This is a genomic window from Pseudomonas sp. R28(2017), from assembly GCF_002112505.1.
Lineage (GTDB): Bacteria > Pseudomonadota > Gammaproteobacteria > Pseudomonadales > Pseudomonadaceae > Aquipseudomonas.
Window position 1 is genome coordinate 174,945 of record NZ_NEHW01000005.1, and the last position, 21,894, is coordinate 196,838.

Sequence of the window (21,894 nt, forward strand, 5' to 3'; positions counted from 1 at the left end):
ATCGGCAAACGCTGCCGATAACGCGGTATTGGTGCTGATCGGGGCCGCTTTGCGGCCCATCGCCGGCAAGCGCGGCGCCCACAGGGTGCGCAGCGACCCGGCCAGCGCCCGCCCGTACCTGAGGAATGCCTTGATGACCGATGCCCCCGCCGCCGTAGAGCCAGCCGAAGAGCCGCACGCCACGGAACCCGCCGCCCTGCCCTGGGCCGACCTTGCCGTCGAACACTTCCAGCTGCTGCGCCTGGCGCCCCTGCCCACTGACCGCAACAGTGGTGCACGGCCATTGCGCTTCGTCGAGTTCGCCTATGCCGAGCGCCATGACAAGGCCCACAGCCTGTTGCGCATGGAAATCCGCCTGCCCGGGCAAAAGGTGCGCAAGGAGCAGAACCAGCTGGACGTGCGGGTGGATCACGCCGAGCGCCTGGTGACCCTCGGCAGCGACAGCGGCCTGCAACTGGAGCCGCTTAACCGTGGCGTCGGCCGCTTCATGCTGGGCCAGGCCGTGCAGTGGCTGCAGCGGCGCTGGTCGAACTACCGGGTCGAAGGCATGGCGCTGCCGAACAAGGATGCGCTGAATGAAGACACCCGCCTGCGCCGCGACCGCTTCATCACTGCCACTGGCCTGGAAGTGGAATACGCCGACCCGCAGCACCTGAAGGGCCGCACGCTCGACACCACGGTGAACCAGCTCAAGGGCGGCTGGAACACCGAGAAGGTGCAGCAGGTGAGCATGCTCGATGCGGCGGGCATGCTGCAGCAGGCCGAGCAGCAATTGCTGGAAAAAGAGGGGCAGCTGCGCGAGCGCGATGAGCGGGTGGCCAAGTACCGGCGCGAGGACAGCGGCTTGCGCTTTACCATCACCTGCCTGGTGGCGTTTGCCGTGTTCCAGGCCGGGCTGCTGATCTGGATCGCTACCCGCTGAGACCGCGCCGCCTGCTTCGCGGGCAAGCCCGCTCCCACAGGGGTATCACTGAACCTGAGGGCAGCGAATCCCCTGTGGCAGCGGGCTTGCCCGCGAATGGGCTGCAACGCAGCCCCAAGGCCACAATCAGACGCGCGCCTTGAACAGCTCCTGGTGCTGACGGCACTGCTCGGCGGTGAGCATGAACACGCCATGCCCGCCACGCTCGAACTCCAGCCAGGCAAAGTCCACTTCCGGGTACAGCGCTTCGACATGCACCTGGCTGTTGCCGACCTCAACGATCAGCAGGCCTTTCTCGGTCAGGTGGTCGCCCGCCTCGGCCAGCATCCGCCGCACCAGGTCAAGGCCGTCATTGCCGCAGGCCAGGCCCATTTCCGGCTCGTGGTGATACTCGGCCGGCATGTCGCCGAAGTCCTCGGCATCGACATACGGCGGGTTGGACAGGATCAGGTCGAAACGCTGCCCCGGCAGGCCGGCGAAGCCGTCGCCCTGCACGGTGAACACGCGCTCGTCGAGGCCGTGGCGCTCGATGTTCTGGTTGGCCACTTCCAGCGCGTCGAACGACAGGTCGGCCAGCACCACTTCGGCCTCGGGGAACACGTCGGCCGCCACGATACCGATGCAGCCAGAGCCGGTGCACAGGTCGAGGATACGGGCCGGCTCCGCTGCCAGCCACGGCTCGAAGCGCTTCTCGATCAGCTCGCCGATCGGCGAACGGGGCACCAGCACGCGCTCGTCGACGATGAACGACATGCCGCAGAACCAGGCTTCGCCCAGCAGGTAGGCGGTCGGCACGCGGTCTTCGATGCGGCGCTTGAGCAGGTGCTGCAGGCGTACCCGCTCGTCGTCCTCGAGCTGGCAGTCCAGGTAGCTGTCGGCGATTTCCCATGGCAGGTGCACGGCACCCAGCACCAGCAGGCGGGCTTCGTCCCAGGCATTGTCGGCACCGTGGCCGAAGAACAGCTCGTGCTCATGGAAGCGGCTGACCGCCCAGCGGATATGGTCGCGCAACGTGCGCAGACGAGATGTGATCACGGGGTACTCCTATTCAGACCGTACAAAAGTCTAACAGCCCAACCCGTACATTTGTTCCCCGTGATGCCCCAGCGGCAGGCCACAGGCCAGTAACCACGCCACTTGCGATGTCAACCATTCCCATTGGCGCCAAGGCAAGGGAGAATAGGTATACAAAAGCCCTACCCAAGGAGCCCTTGATGTCCGTTCCAACCACGATGTTCCGCCTCACTGGCCGCGACTACCCGCCGGCCAAGCTGAGCCAAGCCAGCCTGATCATCATCGATGCGCAGAAGGAATACCTGAGCGGTCCTCTGCAACTGTCGGGCATGGACGAGGCCGTGGCCAACATCGCCCGGTTGCTCGATGCCGCCCGCAAGGCGGGCCGCCCGATCATCCACGTTCGCCACCTCGGTACCGTTGGCGGGCGCTTCGACCCGCAGGGCCCGGCCGGCCAGTTCATCCCGGGCCTGGAGCCGCGCGAAGGCGAAATCGTCATCGAAAAGCGCATGCCCAACGCCTTCAAGAACACCAAGCTGCACGACACCCTGCAGGCGCTGGGGCACCTGGACCTGATCGTGTGCGGTTTCATGAGCCACTCCAGCGTCAGCACCACCGTGCGCCGCGCCAAGGACTATGGTTATCGTTGCACCCTGGTGGAAGACGCCTCGGCAACACGCGACCTGGCGCTCAAGGATCAGGTGATCCCCGCCGCACAGATCCACGCGTGTGAAATGGCCGTGATGGCCGACAACTTCGCCTGTGTCGCCCCTACCGCCAGCCTGATCTGAGCGGACGTTGCGATGACCGCCCGGCAGCCGGGCGGAACCCGAGGGCCGGACCCAGGTCGAATTCCGGATGTCCACAGAGGAAACTGGAATGAAGCTCAAAGGCAGTTTCGACGCCAAGCGTCTGCGCCCGCGGGAACCGCGTAACTGGGGTGCGCGCATTGCCGCCGGCCTGTCGGCCCTGATCGCCACGCTCGGCGTGTTGCTGGCCATGGCCGGCATCGCCGGGCTGCTCGGCAACTACACCGCCCTGGCGGAACTCAATGCAAACCGCCCGCTGGCCGCCATCCTGGCCGTGGCCGGGCTGTTGCTGCTGTATCTGGGCGTGCGCTTCTGGCGGCGCAGCCGCATTCGCCTGCGCCGCGGGCGCGAGCTGAACCTGTCGCCGCACCTGATGAAGAAGCACGATTAGTGGTGTGTGCTGCCGGCCTCTTCGCGGGCACGCCCGCTCCCACAGGGACCGCGCAACACGCAACCTCGATGCAATCCTGTGGGAGCGGGCGTGCCCGCGAAGAGGCCGGTACTGACGACGCAGGGTTGATCGCGTAAACTACGCCGCCCACGTGGAGGCACCATGCAAGACGACGATTTTTCCCTGTTCAGCGCCGAAGTGCGCGGCGTCAAGCCGATCAAGCACGACCGCGCCGATGTGGGCAAACCGAAAACCGACCGCAAGCAGCTCGCCGGCCTGCGCCAGGCCGCGACCATCCGCAGCGACCAGGCCTTGGTGATCGATGGCCTGTCCGACCAGTTCGTCATCGACGTCGGTGCCGAAGACGAGTTGATGTGGCGCCGCGACGGCGTGCAGGAAAGCCAGATCCGCAAGCTCAAGCTCGGCCAGATCGCCTTCGAGGGCAGCCTCGACTTGCACGGCATGAGCGTGGAGAAGGCCCGCGAAACCCTGTGGGCGTTCATCGCCGAAGCCACCCAGCTCGAAGTCCGCTGCGTACGGGTGACCCACGGCAAGGCCGCACGCCTGGACGGCAAGCGCCCGATGATCAAGAGCCACGTCAACACCTGGCTGCGCCAGCACCCGCAAGTGCTCGGTTTCACCTCGTGCCAGGCCCGCCATGGCGGTACCGGCGCGGTGTATGTGATGCTCAAGCGAACCATGATGGAAGGCCGCGACGAGTAACGCCGTGCTTGCAGCGCCGCGCGCGCCGCCGTACCCTTCATTTTTGCGATTTTTCCCACAGGTAGATACATGTCCCTGGAACAGAACTACACCGAGATCCTCAGCCAACTTGGCGAGGACGTCTCCCGTGAGGGCCTGCTCGACACGCCCAAGCGGGCTGCAAAGGCCATGAAGTACCTTTGCCGCGGTTACGAGCAGACGCTGGAAGAAGTCACCAACGGCGCGCTGTTCACCTCCGATAACAGTGAGATGGTGCTGGTCCGGGACATCGAGCTGTATTCGATGTGCGAACACCACATGCTGCCCTTCATCGGCAAGGCCCACGTGGCCTACCTGCCCAAGGGCAAGGTGCTGGGCCTGTCGAAGGTCGCACGCATCGTCGACATGTTCGCCCGCCGCCTGCAGATCCAGGAAAACCTCAGCCGCCAGATCGCCGAGGCCGTGCAGCAGGTGACTGGCGCCGCTGGCGTGGCCGTGGTCATCGAAGCCAAGCACATGTGCATGATGATGCGCGGCGTCGAGAAGCAGAATTCGACCATGCTCACCTCGGTGATGCTGGGCGAGTTCCGCGAGAACGCCGCCACCCGCAGCGAGTTCCTCAGCCTGATCAAGTGATCGGCGCATGACCCGAGCCGGCCCCCAGGGGTCGGCTTTTTCATTTCAGGAGTAGCCCATGATCGTCAAAGCCCTGCGGGTCGGCCTCGGCCAGCTCATCGTGTTCGGCGACTGGATCAGCCGCCCGGCCAAGCAGAAGCGTGACGCGGCGGCCCAGGCGCGTGTCGAGCAGGAGGCCAAGGGCCTCGCGCTGTACCAGTTCCATGCCTGCCCGTTCTGCGTGAAGACCCGCCGTACCCTGCACCGCTTGAACGTACCGGTGGCGTTGCGTGATGCCAAGAACGACGACCTGCATCGCCAGGCGTTGCTCGAAGGGGGTGGCCGGGTGAAAGTGCCGTGCCTGCGCATCGAAGAAGCCGGCAAGGTGACCTGGATGTATGAATCCAAGGCCATCATTGCCTATCTGGACAAGCGCTTCGCGTAAGCCTGACAGGCAAGCGTTGTCTGCTTCGCGGGCAAGCCCGCTCCCACAGGGGGCTCACTGACCTTCAGGTCATGGATACACTGTGGGAGCGGGCTTGCCCGCGAAGAGGCCGGTCTTGCCTTACTCGACCATCGGCACATGCCGCGGATGGCTGGCCACCCGCGCCAGCCACTGGCGTACTGCCGGGTAATCAGCCAGGTCGAAGCCGCCCTGATGCGCCACATGGGTGTAGGCATACAGCGCCACATCGGCGATCGAATACTGGTCCCCGACCAGATACGGCGTCATCTGCAACTGCCGCTCCATCACCTTCAACGCCTTGTAACCGCCCTTGTGCAGCTTGCGGTACTCCTCCAGGCGCTCGTCCGGCAGCCCCAGGTAGAACTGGATGAACCGCGCCACGGCAATGTATGGCTCGTGGCTGTACTGCTCGAAAAACTGCCACTGCAACACCTGGGTCCGCAGGCGCGGCTCGCTGGGCAAAAATTCGCTGCCATCGGCCAGGTAGTTGAGGATGGCATTGGATTCCCACAGGCAGGTACCGTCCTCGAGCTTGAGCACCGGCACCTTGCCGTTGGGGTTCATGGCCAGAAACTCAGGCGTTTCGGTCTCGCCCTTGAGGATATCCACCGCCTGCCACTCATACGGGCGGTCGAGCAGGCTGAGCATCAGCTTGACCTTGTAGCAATTGCCCGACTGGTAATCACCATACACCTTGAACATTGCCCGTCCCCTCCCATGCAGTTACGCAAACTTGCCCAATAGTTGGCGACTGTACGGCTAAAAGCAATGCCTGCTGTATGGCAAAGATCAATCGGGCCCGCGTTAGTCTGAAAAAACTGCTTACACATGGACAAGGACCCAACCCAATGACCGATGCCACTTCCGCTCGCCTGCGGCCCCTGGCAGACAGCTCCCCGTCGGCGGTGGTCGCCGGCTTCATCGCCATGCTTACCGGCTACACCAGTTCGCTGGTGCTGATGTTCCAGGCCGGCCAGGCAGCCGGCCTGACCAGCGCGCAGATTTCTTCGTGGATCTGGGCGTTGTCGATCGGCATGGCGGTGTGCAGCATCGGCCTGTCGCTGCGCTACCGCACGCCGATCACCGTGGCCTGGTCGACCCCCGGTGCGGCATTGCTGATCACCAGCCTCGGTGGGGTCAGCTACGGCGAAGCCATCGGTGCCTACATCACCTGTGCGGTGCTGGTGGTGATCTGCGGCCTGACCGGCAGCTTCGAGCGCCTGGTCAAGCGCATCCCGGCGTCGCTGGCGTCGGCCTTGCTGGCCGGGATCCTGTTCAAGATCGGCAGCGAAATATTCGTCGCCGCCCAGCACCGCACCCTGCTGGTACTGGGCATGTTCTTCAGCTATCTGCTGGTCAAGCGCCTGTCGCCGCGCTACTGCGTACTGGCCGCATTGCTGGTGGGCACGGCACTGTCCGGCGCCCTTGGCCTGCTGGATTTCAGCGGTTTCAAGCTGGAGGTGGCCACCCCGGTGTGGACCACGCCAAGCTTCTCGCTGGCGGCGACCATCAGCATCGGTATTCCCCTGTTCGTGGTCGCCATGACCTCGCAGAACATGCCGGGCGTGGCCGTGCTGCGCGCCGACGGCTACCAGGTGCCCGCCTCGCCGCTGATTTCGGCGACCGGTTTTGCCTCGCTGCTGTTGGCACCGTTCGGCTCGCACGGGGTCAACCTGGCCGCGATCAGTGCCGCGATCTGCACCGGGCCGCATGCCCATGAAGACCCGGGCAAACGCTATACCGCGGCGGTGTGGTGCGGGATTTTCTATGGCATTGCCGGCACGTTCGGCGCCACCCTGGCGGCGTTGTTCGCGGCGTTGCCGAAGGAACTGGTGCTGTCGATCGCGGCGCTGGCGTTGTTCGGCTCGATCATGAACGGGTTGACCGTGGCCATGAGCGAGGCCAGGGAGCGCGAGGCGGCGCTGATCACCTTCATGGTGACAGCTTCAGGGTTGACCCTGTTCTCGATCGGCTCGGCGTTCTGGGGGATCGTGGCGGGGGTGCTGACCTTGCTGATCCTCAATCCGCGCAAGGCCTGAAGTATTTGCTGCCTGTTCTGGCCTCTTCGCGGGCAAGCCCGCTCCCACAGGGACCGTACAAGCCTGAAGGGCAACGGTGATCCTGTGGGAGCGGGCGTGCCCTCCACCGCGAAGAGACCAGAGCAGGCACTCACAACCTGAAGTGGCCAACCATGCCTTTCAGGTCACTGCCCAACTGCGCCAGCTCGATACTGGACCGGGCATTGTCCTGCATCGCCAGCGCCGCCTGGTCGGCACTGCCGCGGATCTGCGTCACGCTACGGCTGATCTCCTCCGCCACCGAACTCTGCTGCTCGGCCGCCGCGGCAATCTGCTGGTTCATCTGCTGAATCAACGACACCGCCACCGCAATGCTGCCCAGCGCGCTTTCGGTCTGCAGCGCATCGGCCACCGCCAGGCGCACCAGCTCGGTGCTGCCGCGGATCTGCGCCACCGACTGCTGGGCATTGCCACGCAGGCTGGCCACCAGCCGTTCGATTTCCTCGGTCGACTGCCGCGTACGCCGGGCCAGCGCCCGTACCTCGTCAGCCACCACCGCAAAGCCACGGCCCTGCTCACCTGCCCGGGCCGCTTCGATGGCCGCGTTGAGCGCCAGCAGGTTGGTCTGCTCGGCCACGCTCTTGATCACCTCCAGCACATCGCCAATGGTGTGGATCTCGGCACTCAGGCTGTCGATGCCGGCGCTGGCGACATCCGCTGCCGTCGCCAGCTGCTCGATGCGCTGCATGCTTTCGCGCACCACGCGCTGGCCGGCGTCGACCTTGTCATCGGCTGCCTGCGCCGCCTGTGCGGCTTCTTCGGCGTTGCGCGCCACGTCATGCACGGTGGCAGTCATCTGCTGCATCGCGGTGGCTACCTGCTCGGTTTCTTCCTTCTGGCTGCCCACTTCACGGTTGGTCTGCTCGGTCACTGCCGATAACGCCTGGGCGCTACCGGCCAACTGCTCGATACCCTGCTGCAGGCCGCTGACCACGCCGGACAACCCGGCGGCCATCTGCTGCATGGCCTGCATCAACTGGCCGACTTCATCCGTGCGCGGCGCTTCGTGCTCCAGGCTCAACTCGCCAGCGGCAATGCGCTGGGCACGGCCGATCACCCGCTTGAGCGGGCCGACCACGGCGCGGGTGATCAGCCAGGCGGCGAGGATGCCCACCAGCAACGCCAACCCGGTGGCCAGGGCGATGGCCACGCTGTTGCGCGCCAGTTCGGCCTGCATGGCTTGCTGATCGACGGCATAGGCCTGGTCGACCCGGCTGGTGACCTGCTCGGCACGTGCCTGCAACTGCGCCTTGATGCCTTGCTCCTTGCCGAGCAGGTCGGTGTATTCGTTGAGCTTGTCGGAGAAGCTGGCAATGTGCCCGGCCACCTCGCCGAGCACACTCTGGTAGCCCGCGTCGCTCACAGCAGCTTTCAGCTGCTCGACCAACTGGGCCGCCTCGAGCGTCTGGGCGATACGGCCTTGTTCGCCCTCCTCGCCTTTGCGGCTCTTGTCCAGGCGCACCCGCGCCTCGTCCATGGCCTGCAGCATCAGCCGCGACACCTGCGCCACCTGGCCGGCCTGTTCGAGGAACTCGCCACCCTGCTGGCCCTGGGACTGTTTGAGGGTGTAGGTAGCGTCGTCAGCCAGGCCGGCCTGCAGCACATCGAGGTTGTTGGCCACGCTGGACACCGACCAGCTGGCCATGTCCAGCGCCAGCTCCTTGGCCTGCACGGCTTCAACGAAGGCTTCAAAGGCCTGGCCGTAGGCCGCCAGGTCAGCTTCGGCCGCCGCCAGCGCCGGCAGGCTGCGGGCGCGTTCGGCAAGGTTCTGCAAGCCGCTGCGCAAGGCCTCGGCTTCCTTGATGTCGGAGCGCAAGGCAAAGGCCTGCTCGTGCTGGCGCAGCCGCAGCAGGTCGGTATTGAACTGGCCCAGCTGGCGCAGGCCGTCGAAGCGCTGGCCAACGCTGTGCAGCGCCGCGATGCCGATGGCCGCCACCGCCACGGTCAGCAGCAGCACCAGGGCAAAGCCCAGGCCCAGTTTGCGGGCCATGCCCAGGTTGGCCAGTACACCGTGCCTGTTCGCCGCCATCGCCGATCCCCCTTCACCGTGCAAGGTTTTGCCCAGGGCCAAGCGTGGCAACGTTTTCCGCCTGCTAACAAGGGGGTAGCGGGAAAATGGTGTCAAATGGCTATGAGCCTGTCGCGATCAGCTAGCTGAAGGTCGCCCTGCGTGCTGAAGCACGCTTTGCGCACCGGCGCCCTGCCCATAGGCGACAGCCTTCAGCGCGAGTTACGCGGGGTGGCTGCACAAGAACGCCGGAGAAGCGCCGTCGAGGATAAGCGCCTCGGCCTGCTGGAGGCTGACCTTGGGGATGACCGACCCCGGTATCCTCGATGTGGCTGACAAGTTGTAAACGGCAAACTGCGAGCTCACAACCCGCTCGGCCATCAGCTTGAGCGAAGGCAGGATGCGCCGCTCATAGGACTCATCCAGGTGGCAGCGCGAAACTGCCTGGCCAGGGGTTTCATAGAAGCGCCCCACCGACTGGTCGAGGTCCACGCCCACCAGGAACACCTGATTGAAGCCCAGGTGATAGGCAAGCTGCAATGCCGCATAAGCCACCGTACGCGCATCAAAAAAACCCAGAGAGAGGTCTTTGCTGAAGCCTACCGAGCGCGAGCGGCTACCCCACAAGGTGCGGCTACGCACCAGCAACGGGTCGGGTTTGAACAGCGAGCCATGCAAGCTGGAACGGGCTGCCTTGGCCAACGGGAAAACCTGCGCCCTGGTTGGCCCAGGCAAGCTACCCACTTCATCCGGCCAGATCGCCAGGCGCTGACTCAGCCTTACGGCCTTGGCGTAAAGGTCAGGCTGCTGCTGCGCAAACCCGGTGTCGGTGCACACGTAGAAATACGGACGCACGCCATGCTCCGCGAACATCGAGATCGCGCCGTTGACGGTGATCATCGGCACGCTCGCGAAACGCTGCAGGGGGAAGTCTTTGGCAGAGGCTCCCGAGGCAATGATGAACACCGGCCCTTCGGCCATACCCCGGCACGCCCCGAAATCCGATATCGGGGCATGGCAGCCGTGCAATTGGGCGCTGACTGTCTCCATGTCGCTTTCCAACAACTGAACAGCAAGAGTATACACAGCTATTCAGCAAACCCACTACGCACGGGGGGGACGAGCGGCGGCTCAGATCGCAGTCGCCCCGCCATCCACCGCGAGGCTATGCCCGGTGGTGAACGCCGCGCCGTCACTGCACAGGTACAACACCGCACTGGCAATTTCATCGACCTTGCCGATACGCCCGACCGGGTGCATCGCGGCGGCGAATTCGGCCTTGCGCGGGTCCGCCTCGTAGGCGCGGCGGAACATGTCGGTGTCGATCACCGCCGGGCACACGGCATTCACCCGGATACCTTTCTTGGCATATTCGATGGCGGCCGACTTGGTCAGGCCAATCACCGCGTGCTTGGAGGCGGCGTAGATGCTCATCTTCGGCGCCGCGCCCAGGCCCGCCACCGAGGCGGTGTTGACGATCGCCCCGCCGCCTTGGGCCAGCAGCAGCGGCAGTTGGTACTTCATGCACAGCCAAACGCCTTTGACATTGACGCCCATGATGGCGTCGAACTCGGCCTCGCTGCCCTCGGCCAGGCGCCCCTTTTCGATCTCGATGCCTGCATTGTTATAGGCGTAATCCAGGCGGCCATAGGCCTCGATGGTTCGCTCGTGCAACTGACGCACCTGGGCGTCCTGGGTCACGTCACAGGCCACGAACAGCGCCTCGCCACCCGCCTGGCGAATCAGGGCCACCGTGGCCTCGCCAGCGACCGGGTCGAGGTCGGCCACCACCACCTTCAGCCCTTCGCGGGCAAAGGCCAGTGCCGTTGCCCGGCCGATACCCGCCGCACCGCCGGTGACCAGGGCTACCTGGCCGGAAAAGGTCATGCTCATCGTCTGCTCCTGAAGGGGATGGATGGGCTCAGAGTCTAGTCAGCCCGCCGCCCGGCTGGGCAGCATCATCAGGGCAACGGTTGGGCTATCATGCTTGCCAGTGATTTTGCCGACCAACCTGCATCAGCAGGTTAAATTGACCGCTGTGTCTCATTGCCCACAAGGACCTGCCATGACCCAGACCAACCGCCGCTTCCTGCTTGCCAAACGCCCGGTCGGCGCCGTGCGCCGTGACGATTTCACCTTCGAGACGGTCCCCGCCGAAGCCCCCGCCGCCGGCCAGATCCAGGTACGCAACCTGTACCTGTCGCTGGACCCGGCCATGCGCGGCTGGATGAACGAAGGCAAGTCGTACATCCCGCCCGTCGCCCTCGGCCAGGTAATGCGCGCCCTGGGCGTCGGCGAAGTGGTCGCCTCCAGCCACCCGGACTACAAGCCCGGCGACCATGTCAGCGGCGCCCTCGGCGTGCAGGACTACTTCACCGGCGAGCCCCAGGGCCTGCACAAGATCGACCCCAACCTCGCGCCCCTGCCCCGCTATCTCTCCGCCCTGGGCATGACCGGCATGACCGCTTACTTCGCCCTGCTCGAGGTCGGCCAGCCCAAGGCCGGCGACACCGTGGTCATCTCTGGCGCAGCGGGCGCGGTGGGCAGCATCGTCGGGCAGATCGCCAAGCTCAAAGGCTGCCACGTGGTCGGCATCGCCGGCGGCGCGCAGAAATGCCAGTACCTCAAGGACGAACTGGGCTTCGACGGCGTGATCGACTACAAGGCCGAAGACGTGCTGGCCGGCCTGAAACGCGAATGCCCGAAAGGCGTTGACGTCTACTTCGACAACGTCGGCGGTGAAATCCTCGACGCCGTGCTCACTCGCATCAACTTCAAGGCACGCATCGTCATCTGCGGCGCCATCAGCCAGTACAACAACAAGGAAGCCGTCAAAGGCCCGGCCAACTACCTGGCGCTGCTGGTGAACCGCGCACGCATGGAAGGCTTCGTGGTGATGGACCACGCCAAGGACTATGGCAAGGCCGCGCAGGAGATGGCCGGCTGGCTGGCCACAGGCAAGGTCAAGAGCAAGGAGGACGTGGTGGACGGGCTGGAGACATTCCCCGAGACCCTGCTCAAGCTGTTCAGCGGGGAGAATTTCGGCAAGTTGGTACTCAAAGTTTGAATATGCCCAGGCTAAGGTAAATATCGTGACGCTGGGATTATGCTTAGGTATAAAGTGGCAAACCCGTAGCACCCTGACCCTGAGCACTCATGACAACGCAACATAGCAGCCCTAAAAACCTCGATATAGAGGTGCTCCGAGCCTATGCAATATCAATCACGCTTGTCGCTCACCTGGGTGTCCTGCATCCAGACTGGTACCGCTGGACCAGTTATTTCTGGCTGGGCGGTGGAGTAGATCTGTTCTTTGCAATCTCCGGTTTTCTAATAACGGCGACATTGCTGAAGGCATTTTCCACCGGCCAATCCTTCCGGATGATCGCGGGAACCTTTTGGGTGCGCCGGCTGTTCAGGTTATGGCCAGCCGCGCTCACCTGGTCAACGTTGACGCTGCTTTTGACACTAGGCTTCGATGTCTCCAGAACCTTCGGTCCTGAACAGGCGATGTTCGACTCCTGGCTCTATGGTGCACTCAACCTGCAGAACTTACATATCTGGTCAGTCGGCAATTCCGGAGGAGTTGCCACGCCGCTATGGCACTATTGGAGTCTGTCATTGGAGGAGCAATTCTATCTATTGCTGCCCATTGTGCTCGCGCTGGTCACCAATAGGAAAGCGCTGATTATTCCAGTGATCATGATTGCCTTGTATCAATCGATACAGATTCGGCCCTGGGGAACACTTCTGTGGTTCATTCGCAGCGACGCCCTGCTGCTAGGCGTGGCCATCGCCCTGGCCTGGCACTATTACGCTGACCGCGTCTCGTCCTTGTTCAAGACCTTGGGGAAAAAGACAGTGACGGTTGTTTTCGTCCTGAGCCTACCCCTGCCCATTGTCCTTGCCAACGCGAACTGGTTCTCGTTCTACATGGGGCTGGTCGCTATCAGCGCCGGTGCGGTCGTGTTCATTGCATCAGCCAATTCGAACCTCAGCGAGCCTGCAGGAAGGTTGCAGGAACTGGCGATTTACCTCGGCTCACGCTCCTACTCCATCTATCTCATCCACAACCCTATGTTTGCATTGACCAGAGAACTCTGCCTGAATTCGGGGCTCACCGACCTGACATCGACGGCAGCCAGGCTGGGCGCATTGGCAATAGCACTTGTGATGACAATCCTGCTTGCCGAATGCTCATTCCGCATCATCGAGAACCCACTCAGGCATTACGGGGCAACGCTTTCAAAGCGACTCACTGATAAAGCCGGCGAAGCAGTCACCAGTTGATATCAAGCCCTGAGGGGCTGACCATGCCTTGGATTATTTACCGAGCAGAAATGGTGAAGCTGTCTCAGTGGCTCGTGCATCGCGATGGTGCAACGGAGAACACCACCGTATCGAGGGTTTCACCTTGCAGCTCACGCGGGTTGCCCCTGTGCCGCCTGAATCTTGTAAGATTGCCCATCGCCACTGAAACCAGTGACAGGGATTTGCAGAGATGACCATGATCAAGATAACCCCCACCATCGAGTGCTCCAACACCGCCCCGTTCGTCCTCTTCGGCGGCATCAACGTGCTCGAGTCCGAGGACCTGGCCCTGACCGCCTGCGCCGAGTACGTTCGGGTTACCGAGAAACTGGGCATCCCTTACGTGTTCAAGGCCAGCTTCGACAAGGCCAACCGTTCCTCGATCCACTCCTTCCGCGGCCCGGGCATGGAAGAAGGCCTGCGCATCTTCGAAAAGGTGAAGGCCGAGTTCGGCGTACCGATCATCACCGACGTGCATGAAATCTACCAGTGCGCACCGGTAGCCGAAGTGGTCGATGTGCTGCAGCTGCCTGCGTTCCTCGCCCGCCAGACCGACCTGGTGGTGGCCCTGGCCAAGACCGGCAAGCCGGTCAACATCAAGAAGCCGCAGTTCCTCAGCCCGTCGCAGATGCAGAACATCGTGCACAAGTTCAAGGAAGCCGGTAACGACCAGCTGATCCTGTGCGACCGTGGCACCTGCATGGGTTACGACAACCTGGTGGTCGACATGCTGGGCTTTGGCGTGATGAAGCGCACCTGTGACGACTTGCCGATCATCTTCGACGTGACCCACGCCCTGCAGAACCGCGACCCGTCCGGCGCTGCCTCGGGCGGTCGCCGCGAGCAGGTCGTCGACCTGGCCCGTGCCGGCATGGCGGTAGGCCTGGCCGGGCTGTTCCTGGAGGCTCATCCGAACCCGGACCAAGCCAAGTGCGACGGCCCGAGCGCCCTGCCGCTGGACAAGCTGGAGCCGTTCCTGGCACAGATCAAGGCGCTGGATGACTTGGTCAAAGGCTTCCAGCCGCTGGTTATTGCCTGATTCAACGTTGCACAATGCAAGAAGGGCCGGCATGCACTGCATACCGGCCCTTTTTTTCAGCCTCTGAATGATCGCTTCATCTGGCCATGCCCAGCTCAGCATCATCCATCAGTGCCTTGGCCATCGCGCTCAGTTAGTGCGAGGCCCGGATCATCATTGGCTTTTCATCCATCAGGCCGATGATGGCCAGTTCGCGGACATAGCCCATCAATTCCGAGGCCTGCTCGCGGTCGGGGACGATTTTTCATAAAGAATCCTGAACGCTTGGGACTGCCGCTTCCGTTTCCACAGGAAGGGTGGCAGCTGTACACGGAGTGGAAACCCGAGTGCATTCAGGAAAACTCGGTAGGCACAGGCCTTCCGGGTACAGCCGCCATTAACGACAAACCCAAAATGCTTGATGCGGGTTTCCACACCCGATCACTGAACTATCAGCGACCCAGAGAGGCTAAAGGGCAGCGTATTCAGGAACAATCAGACGCGAGTCGACAGGGCTTGTAGGATATTTCCAGCAGCTAGATGCCGCCAGCCTAAACGTGTAGGACTCTTCTGAAAATACAGTAGGAGGAGCCATTTAGACCCACGCTCATTCCGCTGCATCCCCTCCGAAGCCTCAAACCCCATAAAACGAAAAAGGGCTGCATCGCAGCCCTTTTCGTTGATTCGGTTTAGCCGCGTATTTCAGCGACAACTGCGGCCAGTGCCTGGGCCGGGTCCGCCGCCTTGCTGATCGGGCGACCGATCACCAGATAATCCGAGCCAGCATCCAGTGCCTGGCGCGGCGTCAGGATGCGGCGCTGGTCATCCAGGGCACTACCGGCCGGGCGAATGCCTGGGGTCACCAGCTGTAAGCCAGGGTGAGCAGCCTTCAACGCCGGTGCTTCCAGCGCCGAGCACACCAGCCCGTCCATGCCCGCCTTCTCGGCCAGCGCGGCAAGGCGCAGTACCTGCTCTTGTGGGTCCACATCCAGACCAATGCCGGCCAGGTCTTCACGCTCCATGCTGGTCAGCACGGTAACACCGATCAGCAGTGGTTGCGGGCCGCTGCGCTTGGCCAACTCTTCACGGCAGGCCGCCATCATGCGCAGGCCACCGGAGCAGTGGACGTTGACCATCCACACACCCATTTCCGCGGCAGCTTTAACGGCCATGGCGGTGGTGTTCGGAATATCATGAAACTTGAGGTCGAGGAACACCTCGAAGCCTTTTTCGCACAGGGTCTCGACGATGCCTGCAGCACTGCTGGTAAACAGCTCCTTGCCCACCTTCACCCGGCACAGTGCAGGATCGAGCTGGTCGGCCAGCTTGAGGGCGGCATCACGAGTGGGGAAATCCAGGGCGACGATCAGGGGCGTCTGGCAGGCGGACATGGTCAGGGTCTCTTTGGTAATTCGTAAACGGCGCGCATTGTAAACGAAGTGAGCGTGCCTTTGGGGCCAGGACGCCATCAGAATTGGCCCAGACAGGTACGGCTCCTATAATTGAACCAACGGATAAGGCCATCGCTCAAAATTTATACAAGCGAAACCGTCAAAGCCCATAGGAGAACGACAATGCCCTGGTATGCCTGGCTGATACTCATCATAGCCCTCGGCTCGATCGTGGGCGGGTTGATGATGTTGCGCGATACGGCGAAGAAACTGCCGCTGACGGAAGAACAGCTGAGCAAGGTGCATGAACGCAATGCCGAGGCGGATGCCAAGGATGCGCAGGATCGATAGTTTGCAGGCAATGGCGCCGGGGCAGACAGTCGCCAGCCCCGGCCGGTTACCCTACTCCACTACCAGTTTGCCCCGATTGCGCTCCAGCAGCGCGTTGCCTATCCCTTTGATCTCCAGCAGCTCGTCAACCGAAGCGAATGGCCCGTTGGCATCGCGATAAGCCACGATCGCCTCAGCCTTCGCCTTGCCGATGCCATTGAGCTCTCTTTGCAAGGTCGGCGCATCTGCTGTGTTCAGGTTCAACATGCCAGATGACGTTTGCGCCTGGCTTACCACGGGCACCGGTTCCTTCGGCGCGGTGGCAGTTATTGGCGCAGCGCTCAGGGAGAAGGACAACCCGGCGAACAGCGGCAACAGCAAGTAATTGAGGACGGTATTACGCATGAAGGTCACTCCTGTGAGTTGAGTTTTAAGGCAGCAAGATCCTTGGCTGCCCACTCAAGCTAGCGGCTCACAGGCCATTCTCCCAGCATTTGACGCAAGGGAATGGTTACCAGATTAGACGTCACAGCATGTTGCACGCCCACCAGGAGAAGCATCCCACAGCAGGCGTGCTAAGTACCTACAAGTTCAGAAGATCGTATCGCGCAGCACCCGTTGCAGATACTGCCCATAGCCGTTCTTCATCAGCGGCGCGGCGAGCCTTTCCAACTGCTCGGCACCGATCCAGCCCTGGCGGTAGGCGACCTCTTCAGGGCAGGCAACTTTCAAGCCCTGCCGACGCTCGATGGTGGCGATATAGCCGCTGGCTTCGAGCAGCGAATCATGGGTACCGGTATCCAGCCACGCATAGCCGCGCCCCATCACCTCGACAGACAGCTGTTCGCGCTCAAGGTACAGGCGGTTGAGGTCGGTGATTTCCAACTCGCCGCGAGGTGAAGGCTTGAGACCCTTGGCCATCTCGATCACGTCTTGGTCGTAGAAGTACAACCCTGTGACGGCATAGTTGGACTTGGGCTTGGCCGGTTTTTCCTCCAGGCTGATGGCCTTGCCACGGCTGTCGAACTCCACTACGCCGTAACGCTCGGGGTCGGTCACATGGTAGGCGAACACACTCGCTCCCTTATCGCGGCCCATCGCATCGAGCAGCAGCGACTGGAAGTCATGGCCGTAGTAGATATTGTCACCCAGTACCAGCGCCGACAGGTCGTTACCAATGAAGTCCTCACCAATGATAAAGGCCTGGGCAAGGCCATCCGGCGAGGGTTGCACGGCGTAGGTGATGTTGATGCCCCACTTGTCGCCATTGCCGAGTAACTGCTCGAAACGTGGCGTGTCTTGTGGGGTGGAGATGATCAGGATGTCGCGAATCCCGGCCAGCATCAGCGTGGTCAGCGGGTAATAGATCATCGGTTTGTCGTACACCGGCAAAAGCTGTTTTGAAATCGCCAGCGTGGCCGGATGCAGGCGGGTACCAGAGCCGCCCGCCAGAATGATGCCTTTACGGTTGCTTGCGCTCATGTCGAGTAGATCTCTGTCAGGCGTGCGGTCATTCAGTTGATGTTTTTTTGCCACTATAGGATAGGCATTCGGATGCGCACTTTCATACGGAGCGCCCGGCGTAGTTCTTCTCGACCCACTCGCGATAGCTACCCGACAGCACACCCTGCACCCATTCCTGATTGTCCAAGAACCACTGGACAGTTTTACGGATACCGGTTTCGAAGGTTTCCGCAGGTTTCCAGCCCAGTTCACGCTCCAGCTTGCGCGCGTCGATGGCGTAACGGCGATCATGGCCAGGACGATCGGTGACGAAGCTGATCTGGCTGGCATAGGGTTGCCCGTCAGCACGAGGGCTCAGCTCGTCGAGCAGCGTGCAGACATGATGGACGATGCTCAGGTTAGGCATTTCGTTCCAGCCACCTACGTTGTATACCTCCCCTACCCGACCTGCTTCCAGTACACGGCGGATGGCACTGCAATGGTCCTTCACATATAGCCAGTCACGGATCTGCTGGCCGTCACCATAGACGGGCAGCGGCTTACCGGCCAAGGCGTTGACGATCATCAACGGAATCAGTTTTTCGGGGAAATGGTATGGCCCGTAATTGTTCGAACAGTTCGTGGTCAGCACCGGCAGGCCGTAGGTGTGGTGGTAGGAGCGAACCAGGTGATCGCTGGCCGCCTTACTTGCCGAATAGGGGCTGTTGGGCTGGTACTGGTGTGTTTCGGTGAACGCCGGTTCGCTAGCTTTGAGCGAACCGTAGACCTCGTCCGTGGAGACATGCAGGAAGCGGAAATTCGCCTGCCTCTCTGCACCTAAATCTTGCCAGTACGCGCGTACCGCTTCGAGCAACTGGAACGTCCCGACCACGTTTGTTTCGACGAATGCTCGAGGGCCATGAATGGAGCGGTCGACGTGGGATTCAGCAGCGAAGTTGAGCACGGCTCGCGGCAGGTGTTTCGCTAGAAGTCGCTGCAGCAATGGCCCATCACCGATGTCACCATGCATGAACACGTGTTGCGGGTTGCCCTCGAGACTCGCAAGACTTTGCAGGTTGCCGGCGTAGGTCAGCTTGTCGAGGTTGATGATCGTCTCGCCTGACTGGTTTACCCAATCGAGGACGAAATTCGCTCCGATGAAGCCGGCACCGCCGGTAACCAGGATAGTCATAGGGTCAGATCATTCTCGCTTGTGTTCAATAATGGCACGTTCGCACGTGTGCACGCGTGGTCGCTACAGACGTTATCGGCAAACAATCCTGTAGGAGCATAGCTGGACATGCAAAATTTGAGAAAAGAGCACGTAAAGTCCACATTTGCCCACATGGGGGTAACGTGCTGGACAGGACGGAGGTAAAGCCCAGAGACTCGTGAAGCAATGCGGCGCCAGAGAAACGCCGCAATGGCGTCCGATCAGTTGATTTCTTGCAATTTCTTTTGAGCAGCTTCGACACCAGCGTTTGCCGATTCGACCAGCAGTGCCTTGCCCGATACAGGGTCACGCTTGGGGTTGTCTTCTGCCAGCAGAACTTCTGCCAGGTAGAACTTGGCCACCGACGCCTTTTTCAGTGCAGGGCTGCCGAGAATACTTGCAGCCTTGTCATAATCCTTGGTCACAAAACGCCCGGTCTTGTATTCAAGACCCGCACGGTTTGCCAAGATCGGATCATTTTTTACAATGAAACCCTGCTCGGCAATAAACACAGCCAGCTTGTTGTCCTGCTTGTCGCGAGTTTTGTAAATGAGCTCATCAGCCAGTTGCTTAATGAAAGGGAGGTCCCGCGTTTTCACCAAGGCACTTGCCAGTTTGTTCAGCTCGTCTTCGTTGAACGTTTTGGCTTCTTGATGAAGATAGAGCGCAGCCTCAGTTGCGGTGGACGGTGCCGACTCGGACACTTTGTCCCAGGCGCTTTTGTTTTCACACGCAGTCAACAAGGCTGTCGCCCCCACTACCGCACTCATCACAAAAGCGTTGAGGTAGTTACTCTTTTTCACAATCAATTTCCTTATGGGGACGCTGTTGAATCTCTGGACCACGCCCAGATTCAAGGGGTCGCAATATTACCATTGTGCCATCGTCGGTGGAGAAAAAAATGCTCTGTCCGGTTAACGATTGATCGACAAGATGTAAGCGAACTGTCATGCACAGTCGCGTGAAGGTACTATCGCAAATCAACAAAACGCACACATTAAAGCAATACCTGCTTGCGCAATGATGAAGCGGGCAAGGTTCAAGACGGGGCGGCGCTTAGTTCACAGCCCCTGATCAATGAATTGCAAGGTCACAACCGGCGCCGACCAAAAGGGCATGTTCAGCCCGTCAACGCCCCCACTGTCACTCCGCCTGCTCCAACCGTTGGCGATAGGCCCAATCCACGATCCCCCCTTCAGGGCGATAACCGCTGACCACTTCACGTAGAATCTGACGCAGCGCTTTGTGGTCGCTTCCCTCCACCGCCCGGGCAATTTCCGCCAGGCGATCTTTAAGATCGCCCCAGCTCAGGCAATCTTCGTTGGCTCTCATGATCATCGGGTGCTGGGTAGACGACACATTGTCACCGATCAGCAGTTCCTCGTAGAGCTTTTCACCTGGGCGCAACCCGCTGAACTCAACTGCGATATCACCATGAGGGTTGGTGTCGGAGCGCACACTGAGCCCTGACAGATGGATCATCTTTTCTGCCAACGCCACGATTTTCACAGGTTCGCCCATATCGAGCACGAATACATCACCGCCTTGCCCCATGGAGCCAGCCTGGATCACCAATTGTGCGGCTTCAGGGATTGTCATGAAATAACGGGTGATGCTTGGGTGGGTAACTGTCAGCGGCCCCCCAGCCTTGATCTGCTTGTGGAACAGGGGAATGACTGACCCTGAGGAACCTAGCACATTGCCGAATCGCACCATGGTGAAACGCGTTTTGCGCACATGCGCGACCTTGGCCCGCTCGCCATACAGCACCGGGGCCTGCTCGCTACTCAGGGCCTGAAGCAGCATCTCCGCCAGGCGCTTGGTGCTACCCATGACATTGGTCGGACGTACGGCCTTGTCAGTCGAGATCAAGACGAAGTTGGGTACATTGGCTTCCAGTGCCGCCTGAGCAGTATTCAATGTGCCGAAGACATTGTTGAGTACGCCTTCTGCCATGTTGTGCTCGACCATTGGCACATGCTTGTAAGCCGCCGCATGATAGACCGTGTCCACCCGCCACTGAATGAGCGTATCAACCAGTAATTGGGGGTTGCGGATCGACCCCAGCAAAGGCACCAGCCGAACAGCCAGCGACTCAACCTGCATCCGATGCTCTAGTTCGGCGTGAATACTGTAAAGGTTGAATTCACTGTGTTCGAACAACAATAGCGCTCTGGGCTTGAGCATCAGGATCTGCCGGCAGAGTTCCGAACCGATGGACCCCCCAGCGCCGGTAACCATCACCACCTTGCCCTCGATGCAGTGCGCCAGCAGGTCTGCCTGGGCTGGCACGGCGTCGCGCCCCAGCAGGTCGGCAATATCGACCTCCTGGATATCTTCGACCTTCACCCGACCGCTCGCCAGATCAAGGAAGCTGGGCACACTGCGAACATGCAGCGGGAAAAGTTCGAGTGCGCTTAGTACTTCCCGACGACGAGCCCTGCTGGCAGACGGTATGGCCAGAAGCACCTGCTCTGCACCTGTAACGTTTATCATGCGCTGGATATCGCTGCCACTAAACACTTGCAATCCAGAGATCGCCCGGTCAGTGATCGACTCTTCATCGTCGATGAATGCCACTGGGTGCATGGTGCGGCTCATGCGTAAACCTGCCAGCAACTGATTGCCTGCTGCGCCGGCGCCATAGATGGCTACCTTCGGCAAACCGTTGTCGCGGCTGGCGAACGGCACATGCTGCCGTGTAGCATACCAATCCCCCAGAAAGTACTGCCGCATGATCAGGCGCATGCCGCCGACCATCAGAAGGCTCAGCCACCAGTAGTTGAAAATGATCGACCTCGGCACTACAGCACCGTGGCCGCTGCTCCAATATACGACCAATGACAGGATCAGCGCCGACAGGCTGACTGCCTTGAAGATGGTGATCAGCGCATCATTGCCAAAATATCGCATCACCGCCCGATAAAGGCCGAAACGAATGAAAATCGGGATCGCAAGCAGCGGCGCGGTCAAGAACAACCAAAGATGCCCCTGCAGTGGGTTGTTCAGTTCATCAAGGCCCAAGCGGACGACAAACGCCATCCATAATGCCAGCCAGACTAGCCCAATGTCAGTGACAACCTGTAACGCACGCTTGTAGTGACGTGGCAGCGCAAGCAGGCGCTTTCTCAATCTGTCCATTTTCCCTCTACGATTTCCATGATTTCACCCCCACTTCCCCAC

At 61.3% G+C, this 21,894-nt stretch carries 22 protein-coding genes and 1 pseudogene; 11 read left to right on the top strand and 12 right to left on the bottom strand.

Annotated features, from left to right (window positions below; genetic code table 11):
* Window positions 1-133: 133 nt before the first annotated feature.
* A complete protein-coding gene (locus CAF78_RS10950; protein WP_085675603.1) occupies window positions 134-922 on the top strand; it encodes a hypothetical protein in 789 nt (262 codons plus the stop codon).
* 126 nt (window positions 923-1,048) lie between these two features.
* On the opposite strand, the gene prmB is transcribed toward CAF78_RS10950, so the two are convergent.
* Window positions 1,049-1,957 carry a 50S ribosomal protein L3 N(5)-glutamine methyltransferase gene (gene prmB, locus CAF78_RS10955; protein WP_085675475.1) on the bottom strand — a complete coding sequence of 303 codons (909 nt, stop codon included), beginning with the start codon at window positions 1,955-1,957 and terminating at the stop codon, window positions 1,049-1,051.
* Window positions 1,958-2,136: 179 nt separating this feature from the next.
* Between prmB and CAF78_RS10960 the strand changes: the two genes are divergently transcribed.
* From CAF78_RS10960 to CAF78_RS10980, 5 genes are all read left to right on the top strand, one after another.
* The gene (locus CAF78_RS10960; RefSeq protein WP_085675474.1) at window positions 2,137-2,727 is read left to right on the top strand and encodes a cysteine hydrolase family protein; all 591 of its coding nucleotides are present in this window, start codon (window positions 2,137-2,139) and stop codon (window positions 2,725-2,727) included.
* 88 nt (window positions 2,728-2,815) lie between these two features.
* Window positions 2,816-3,136, top strand: coding sequence for a hypothetical protein (locus CAF78_RS10965; RefSeq protein ID WP_085675473.1), 321 nt, complete (start codon window positions 2,816-2,818; stop codon window positions 3,134-3,136).
* 162 nt (window positions 3,137-3,298) lie between these two features.
* Window positions 3,299-3,859 carry a Smr/MutS family protein gene (locus tag CAF78_RS10970; protein ID WP_085675472.1) on the top strand — a complete coding sequence of 187 codons (561 nt, stop codon included), beginning with the start codon at window positions 3,299-3,301 and terminating at the stop codon, window positions 3,857-3,859.
* Between the two features lie 69 nt (window positions 3,860-3,928).
* Entirely contained in the window at window positions 3,929-4,474 is a 546-nt protein-coding gene (folE, locus tag CAF78_RS10975) for a GTP cyclohydrolase I FolE (RefSeq protein ID WP_054883671.1), read from the top strand.
* 58 nt (window positions 4,475-4,532) lie between these two features.
* Complete coding sequence (locus CAF78_RS10980) at window positions 4,533-4,898, top strand: glutathione S-transferase N-terminal domain-containing protein (RefSeq protein WP_085675471.1); 366 nt, start codon at window positions 4,533-4,535, stop codon at window positions 4,896-4,898.
* 120 nt (window positions 4,899-5,018) lie between these two features.
* Here CAF78_RS10980 and CAF78_RS10985 read toward each other — a convergent pair whose 3' ends face one another.
* On the bottom strand, window positions 5,019-5,621 hold the full coding sequence (locus tag CAF78_RS10985) for a glutathione S-transferase family protein (RefSeq protein WP_085675470.1): 603 nt from the start codon (window positions 5,619-5,621) through the stop codon (window positions 5,019-5,021).
* 146 nt (window positions 5,622-5,767) lie between these two features.
* Between CAF78_RS10985 and CAF78_RS10990 the strand changes: the two genes are divergently transcribed.
* Window positions 5,768-6,958: a benzoate/H(+) symporter BenE family transporter gene (locus CAF78_RS10990; protein WP_085675469.1), complete on the top strand. Its 1,191-nt coding sequence runs from the start codon at window positions 5,768-5,770 to the stop codon at window positions 6,956-6,958.
* A gap of 130 nt (window positions 6,959-7,088) precedes the next feature.
* Here CAF78_RS10990 and CAF78_RS29015 read toward each other — a convergent pair whose 3' ends face one another.
* The 4 genes and pseudogenes from CAF78_RS29015 to CAF78_RS11005 all read right to left on the bottom strand — a co-directional run bounded on the left by CAF78_RS29015 (window position 7,089) and on the right by CAF78_RS11005 (window position 10,898).
* A complete protein-coding gene (locus tag CAF78_RS29015) occupies window positions 7,089-7,970 on the bottom strand; it encodes a methyl-accepting chemotaxis protein (protein WP_371856892.1) in 882 nt (293 codons plus the stop codon).
* Window positions 7,950-9,026 (bottom strand): annotated as a pseudogene (locus CAF78_RS29020) (HAMP domain-containing protein); the annotation flags it as partial. The pseudogene CAF78_RS29020 and the gene CAF78_RS29015, both read right to left, overlap by 21 nt.
* A gap of 201 nt (window positions 9,027-9,227) precedes the next feature.
* Window positions 9,228-10,055, bottom strand: coding sequence for a lipopolysaccharide biosynthesis protein (locus CAF78_RS11000; RefSeq protein WP_085675467.1), 828 nt, complete (start codon window positions 10,053-10,055; stop codon window positions 9,228-9,230).
* An 81-nt stretch (window positions 10,056-10,136) separates the two neighbouring features.
* Window positions 10,137-10,898, bottom strand: a complete 762-nt coding sequence (locus CAF78_RS11005; protein ID WP_085675466.1) for an SDR family oxidoreductase — start codon at window positions 10,896-10,898, stop codon at window positions 10,137-10,139.
* Window positions 10,899-11,070: 172 nt separating this feature from the next.
* Between CAF78_RS11005 and CAF78_RS11010 the strand changes: the two genes are divergently transcribed.
* The 3 genes from CAF78_RS11010 (at window position 11,071) to kdsA (ending at window position 14,355) form a co-directional block, all read left to right on the top strand.
* Window positions 11,071-12,072, top strand: coding sequence for an NADP-dependent oxidoreductase (locus tag CAF78_RS11010; RefSeq protein ID WP_085675465.1), 1,002 nt, complete (start codon window positions 11,071-11,073; stop codon window positions 12,070-12,072).
* A gap of 89 nt (window positions 12,073-12,161) precedes the next feature.
* Window positions 12,162-13,295: an acyltransferase gene (locus CAF78_RS11015; RefSeq protein ID WP_085675464.1), complete on the top strand. Its 1,134-nt coding sequence runs from the start codon at window positions 12,162-12,164 to the stop codon at window positions 13,293-13,295.
* Between the two features lie 217 nt (window positions 13,296-13,512).
* Entirely contained in the window at window positions 13,513-14,355 is an 843-nt protein-coding gene (gene kdsA / locus CAF78_RS11020) for a 3-deoxy-8-phosphooctulonate synthase (protein WP_085675602.1), read from the top strand.
* 668 nt (window positions 14,356-15,023) lie between these two features.
* Here kdsA and pyrF read toward each other — a convergent pair.
* Window positions 15,024-15,725, bottom strand: coding sequence for an orotidine-5'-phosphate decarboxylase (gene pyrF, locus CAF78_RS11025; RefSeq protein WP_060508910.1), 702 nt, complete (start codon window positions 15,723-15,725; stop codon window positions 15,024-15,026).
* Between the two features lie 183 nt (window positions 15,726-15,908).
* Between pyrF and CAF78_RS11030 the strand changes: the two genes are divergently transcribed.
* Window positions 15,909-16,076, top strand: a complete 168-nt coding sequence (locus tag CAF78_RS11030) for a DUF2897 family protein (RefSeq protein WP_085675463.1) — start codon at window positions 15,909-15,911, stop codon at window positions 16,074-16,076.
* Between the two features lie 51 nt (window positions 16,077-16,127).
* Here the strand turns inward: CAF78_RS11030 and CAF78_RS11035 are convergent, their stop codons facing one another.
* The 5 genes from CAF78_RS11035 to CAF78_RS11055 all read right to left on the bottom strand — a co-directional run bounded on the left by CAF78_RS11035 (window position 16,128) and on the right by CAF78_RS11055 (window position 21,852).
* Window positions 16,128-16,460 (bottom strand): ComEA family DNA-binding protein, encoded by a 333-nt coding sequence (locus CAF78_RS11035; RefSeq protein WP_085675462.1) that lies wholly within the window; start codon window positions 16,458-16,460, stop codon window positions 16,128-16,130.
* A 186-nt stretch (window positions 16,461-16,646) separates the two neighbouring features.
* Window positions 16,647-17,537: a glucose-1-phosphate thymidylyltransferase RfbA gene (gene rfbA / locus CAF78_RS11040; RefSeq protein ID WP_085675461.1), complete on the bottom strand. Its 891-nt coding sequence runs from the start codon at window positions 17,535-17,537 to the stop codon at window positions 16,647-16,649.
* 82 nt (window positions 17,538-17,619) lie between these two features.
* Window positions 17,620-18,690 (bottom strand): dTDP-glucose 4,6-dehydratase, encoded by a 1,071-nt coding sequence (gene rfbB, locus CAF78_RS11045; protein WP_085675460.1) that lies wholly within the window; start codon window positions 18,688-18,690, stop codon window positions 17,620-17,622.
* 242 nt (window positions 18,691-18,932) lie between these two features.
* A complete protein-coding gene (locus tag CAF78_RS11050) occupies window positions 18,933-19,514 on the bottom strand; it encodes a hypothetical protein (RefSeq protein ID WP_085675459.1) in 582 nt (193 codons plus the stop codon).
* A gap of 340 nt (window positions 19,515-19,854) precedes the next feature.
* The gene (locus tag CAF78_RS11055) at window positions 19,855-21,852 is read right to left on the bottom strand and encodes a nucleoside-diphosphate sugar epimerase/dehydratase (RefSeq protein WP_085675458.1); all 1,998 of its coding nucleotides are present in this window, start codon (window positions 21,850-21,852) and stop codon (window positions 19,855-19,857) included.
* Window positions 21,853-21,894 lie beyond the last annotated feature (42 nt).

What these genes read in the sequence shown, in the direction of transcription:
- CAF78_RS10985 (WP_085675470.1), bottom strand. Translation starts at nt 5,621, where the DNA reads ATGTTCAAGGTGTATGGTGATTACCAGTCGGGCAATTGCTACAAGGTC.
- CAF78_RS29015 (WP_371856892.1), bottom strand. Translation starts at nt 7,970, where the DNA reads ATGCAGGCCATGCAGCAGATGGCCGCCGGGTTGTCCGGCGTGGTCAGC.
- pyrF (WP_060508910.1), bottom strand. Translation starts at nt 15,725, where the DNA reads ATGTCCGCCTGCCAGACGCCCCTGATCGTCGCCCTGGATTTCCCCACT.
- CAF78_RS11035 (WP_085675462.1), bottom strand. Translation starts at nt 16,460, where the DNA reads ATGCGTAATACCGTCCTCAATTACTTGCTGTTGCCGCTGTTCGCCGGG.
- CAF78_RS11015 (WP_085675464.1), top strand. Translation starts at nt 12,162, where the DNA reads ATGACAACGCAACATAGCAGCCCTAAAAACCTCGATATAGAGGTGCTC.
- folE (WP_054883671.1), top strand. Translation starts at nt 3,929, where the DNA reads ATGTCCCTGGAACAGAACTACACCGAGATCCTCAGCCAACTTGGCGAG.
- CAF78_RS10950 (WP_085675603.1), top strand. Translation starts at nt 134, where the DNA reads ATGACCGATGCCCCCGCCGCCGTAGAGCCAGCCGAAGAGCCGCACGCC.
- CAF78_RS10990 (WP_085675469.1), top strand. Translation starts at nt 5,768, where the DNA reads ATGACCGATGCCACTTCCGCTCGCCTGCGGCCCCTGGCAGACAGCTCC.
- kdsA (WP_085675602.1), top strand. Translation starts at nt 13,513, where the DNA reads ATGATCAAGATAACCCCCACCATCGAGTGCTCCAACACCGCCCCGTTC.
- CAF78_RS11030 (WP_085675463.1), top strand. Translation starts at nt 15,909, where the DNA reads ATGCCCTGGTATGCCTGGCTGATACTCATCATAGCCCTCGGCTCGATC.
- CAF78_RS11055 (WP_085675458.1), bottom strand. Translation starts at nt 21,852, where the DNA reads ATGGACAGATTGAGAAAGCGCCTGCTTGCGCTGCCACGTCACTACAAG.
- rfbB (WP_085675460.1), bottom strand. Translation starts at nt 18,690, where the DNA reads ATGACTATCCTGGTTACCGGCGGTGCCGGCTTCATCGGAGCGAATTTC.
- rfbA (WP_085675461.1), bottom strand. Translation starts at nt 17,537, where the DNA reads ATGAGCGCAAGCAACCGTAAAGGCATCATTCTGGCGGGCGGCTCTGGT.
- CAF78_RS11010 (WP_085675465.1), top strand. Translation starts at nt 11,071, where the DNA reads ATGACCCAGACCAACCGCCGCTTCCTGCTTGCCAAACGCCCGGTCGGC.
- CAF78_RS10960 (WP_085675474.1), top strand. Translation starts at nt 2,137, where the DNA reads ATGTCCGTTCCAACCACGATGTTCCGCCTCACTGGCCGCGACTACCCG.
- CAF78_RS10980 (WP_085675471.1), top strand. Translation starts at nt 4,533, where the DNA reads ATGATCGTCAAAGCCCTGCGGGTCGGCCTCGGCCAGCTCATCGTGTTC.
- CAF78_RS10970 (WP_085675472.1), top strand. Translation starts at nt 3,299, where the DNA reads ATGCAAGACGACGATTTTTCCCTGTTCAGCGCCGAAGTGCGCGGCGTC.
- CAF78_RS11000 (WP_085675467.1), bottom strand. Translation starts at nt 10,055, where the DNA reads ATGGAGACAGTCAGCGCCCAATTGCACGGCTGCCATGCCCCGATATCG.
- CAF78_RS10965 (WP_085675473.1), top strand. Translation starts at nt 2,816, where the DNA reads ATGAAGCTCAAAGGCAGTTTCGACGCCAAGCGTCTGCGCCCGCGGGAA.
- CAF78_RS11005 (WP_085675466.1), bottom strand. Translation starts at nt 10,898, where the DNA reads ATGAGCATGACCTTTTCCGGCCAGGTAGCCCTGGTCACCGGCGGTGCG.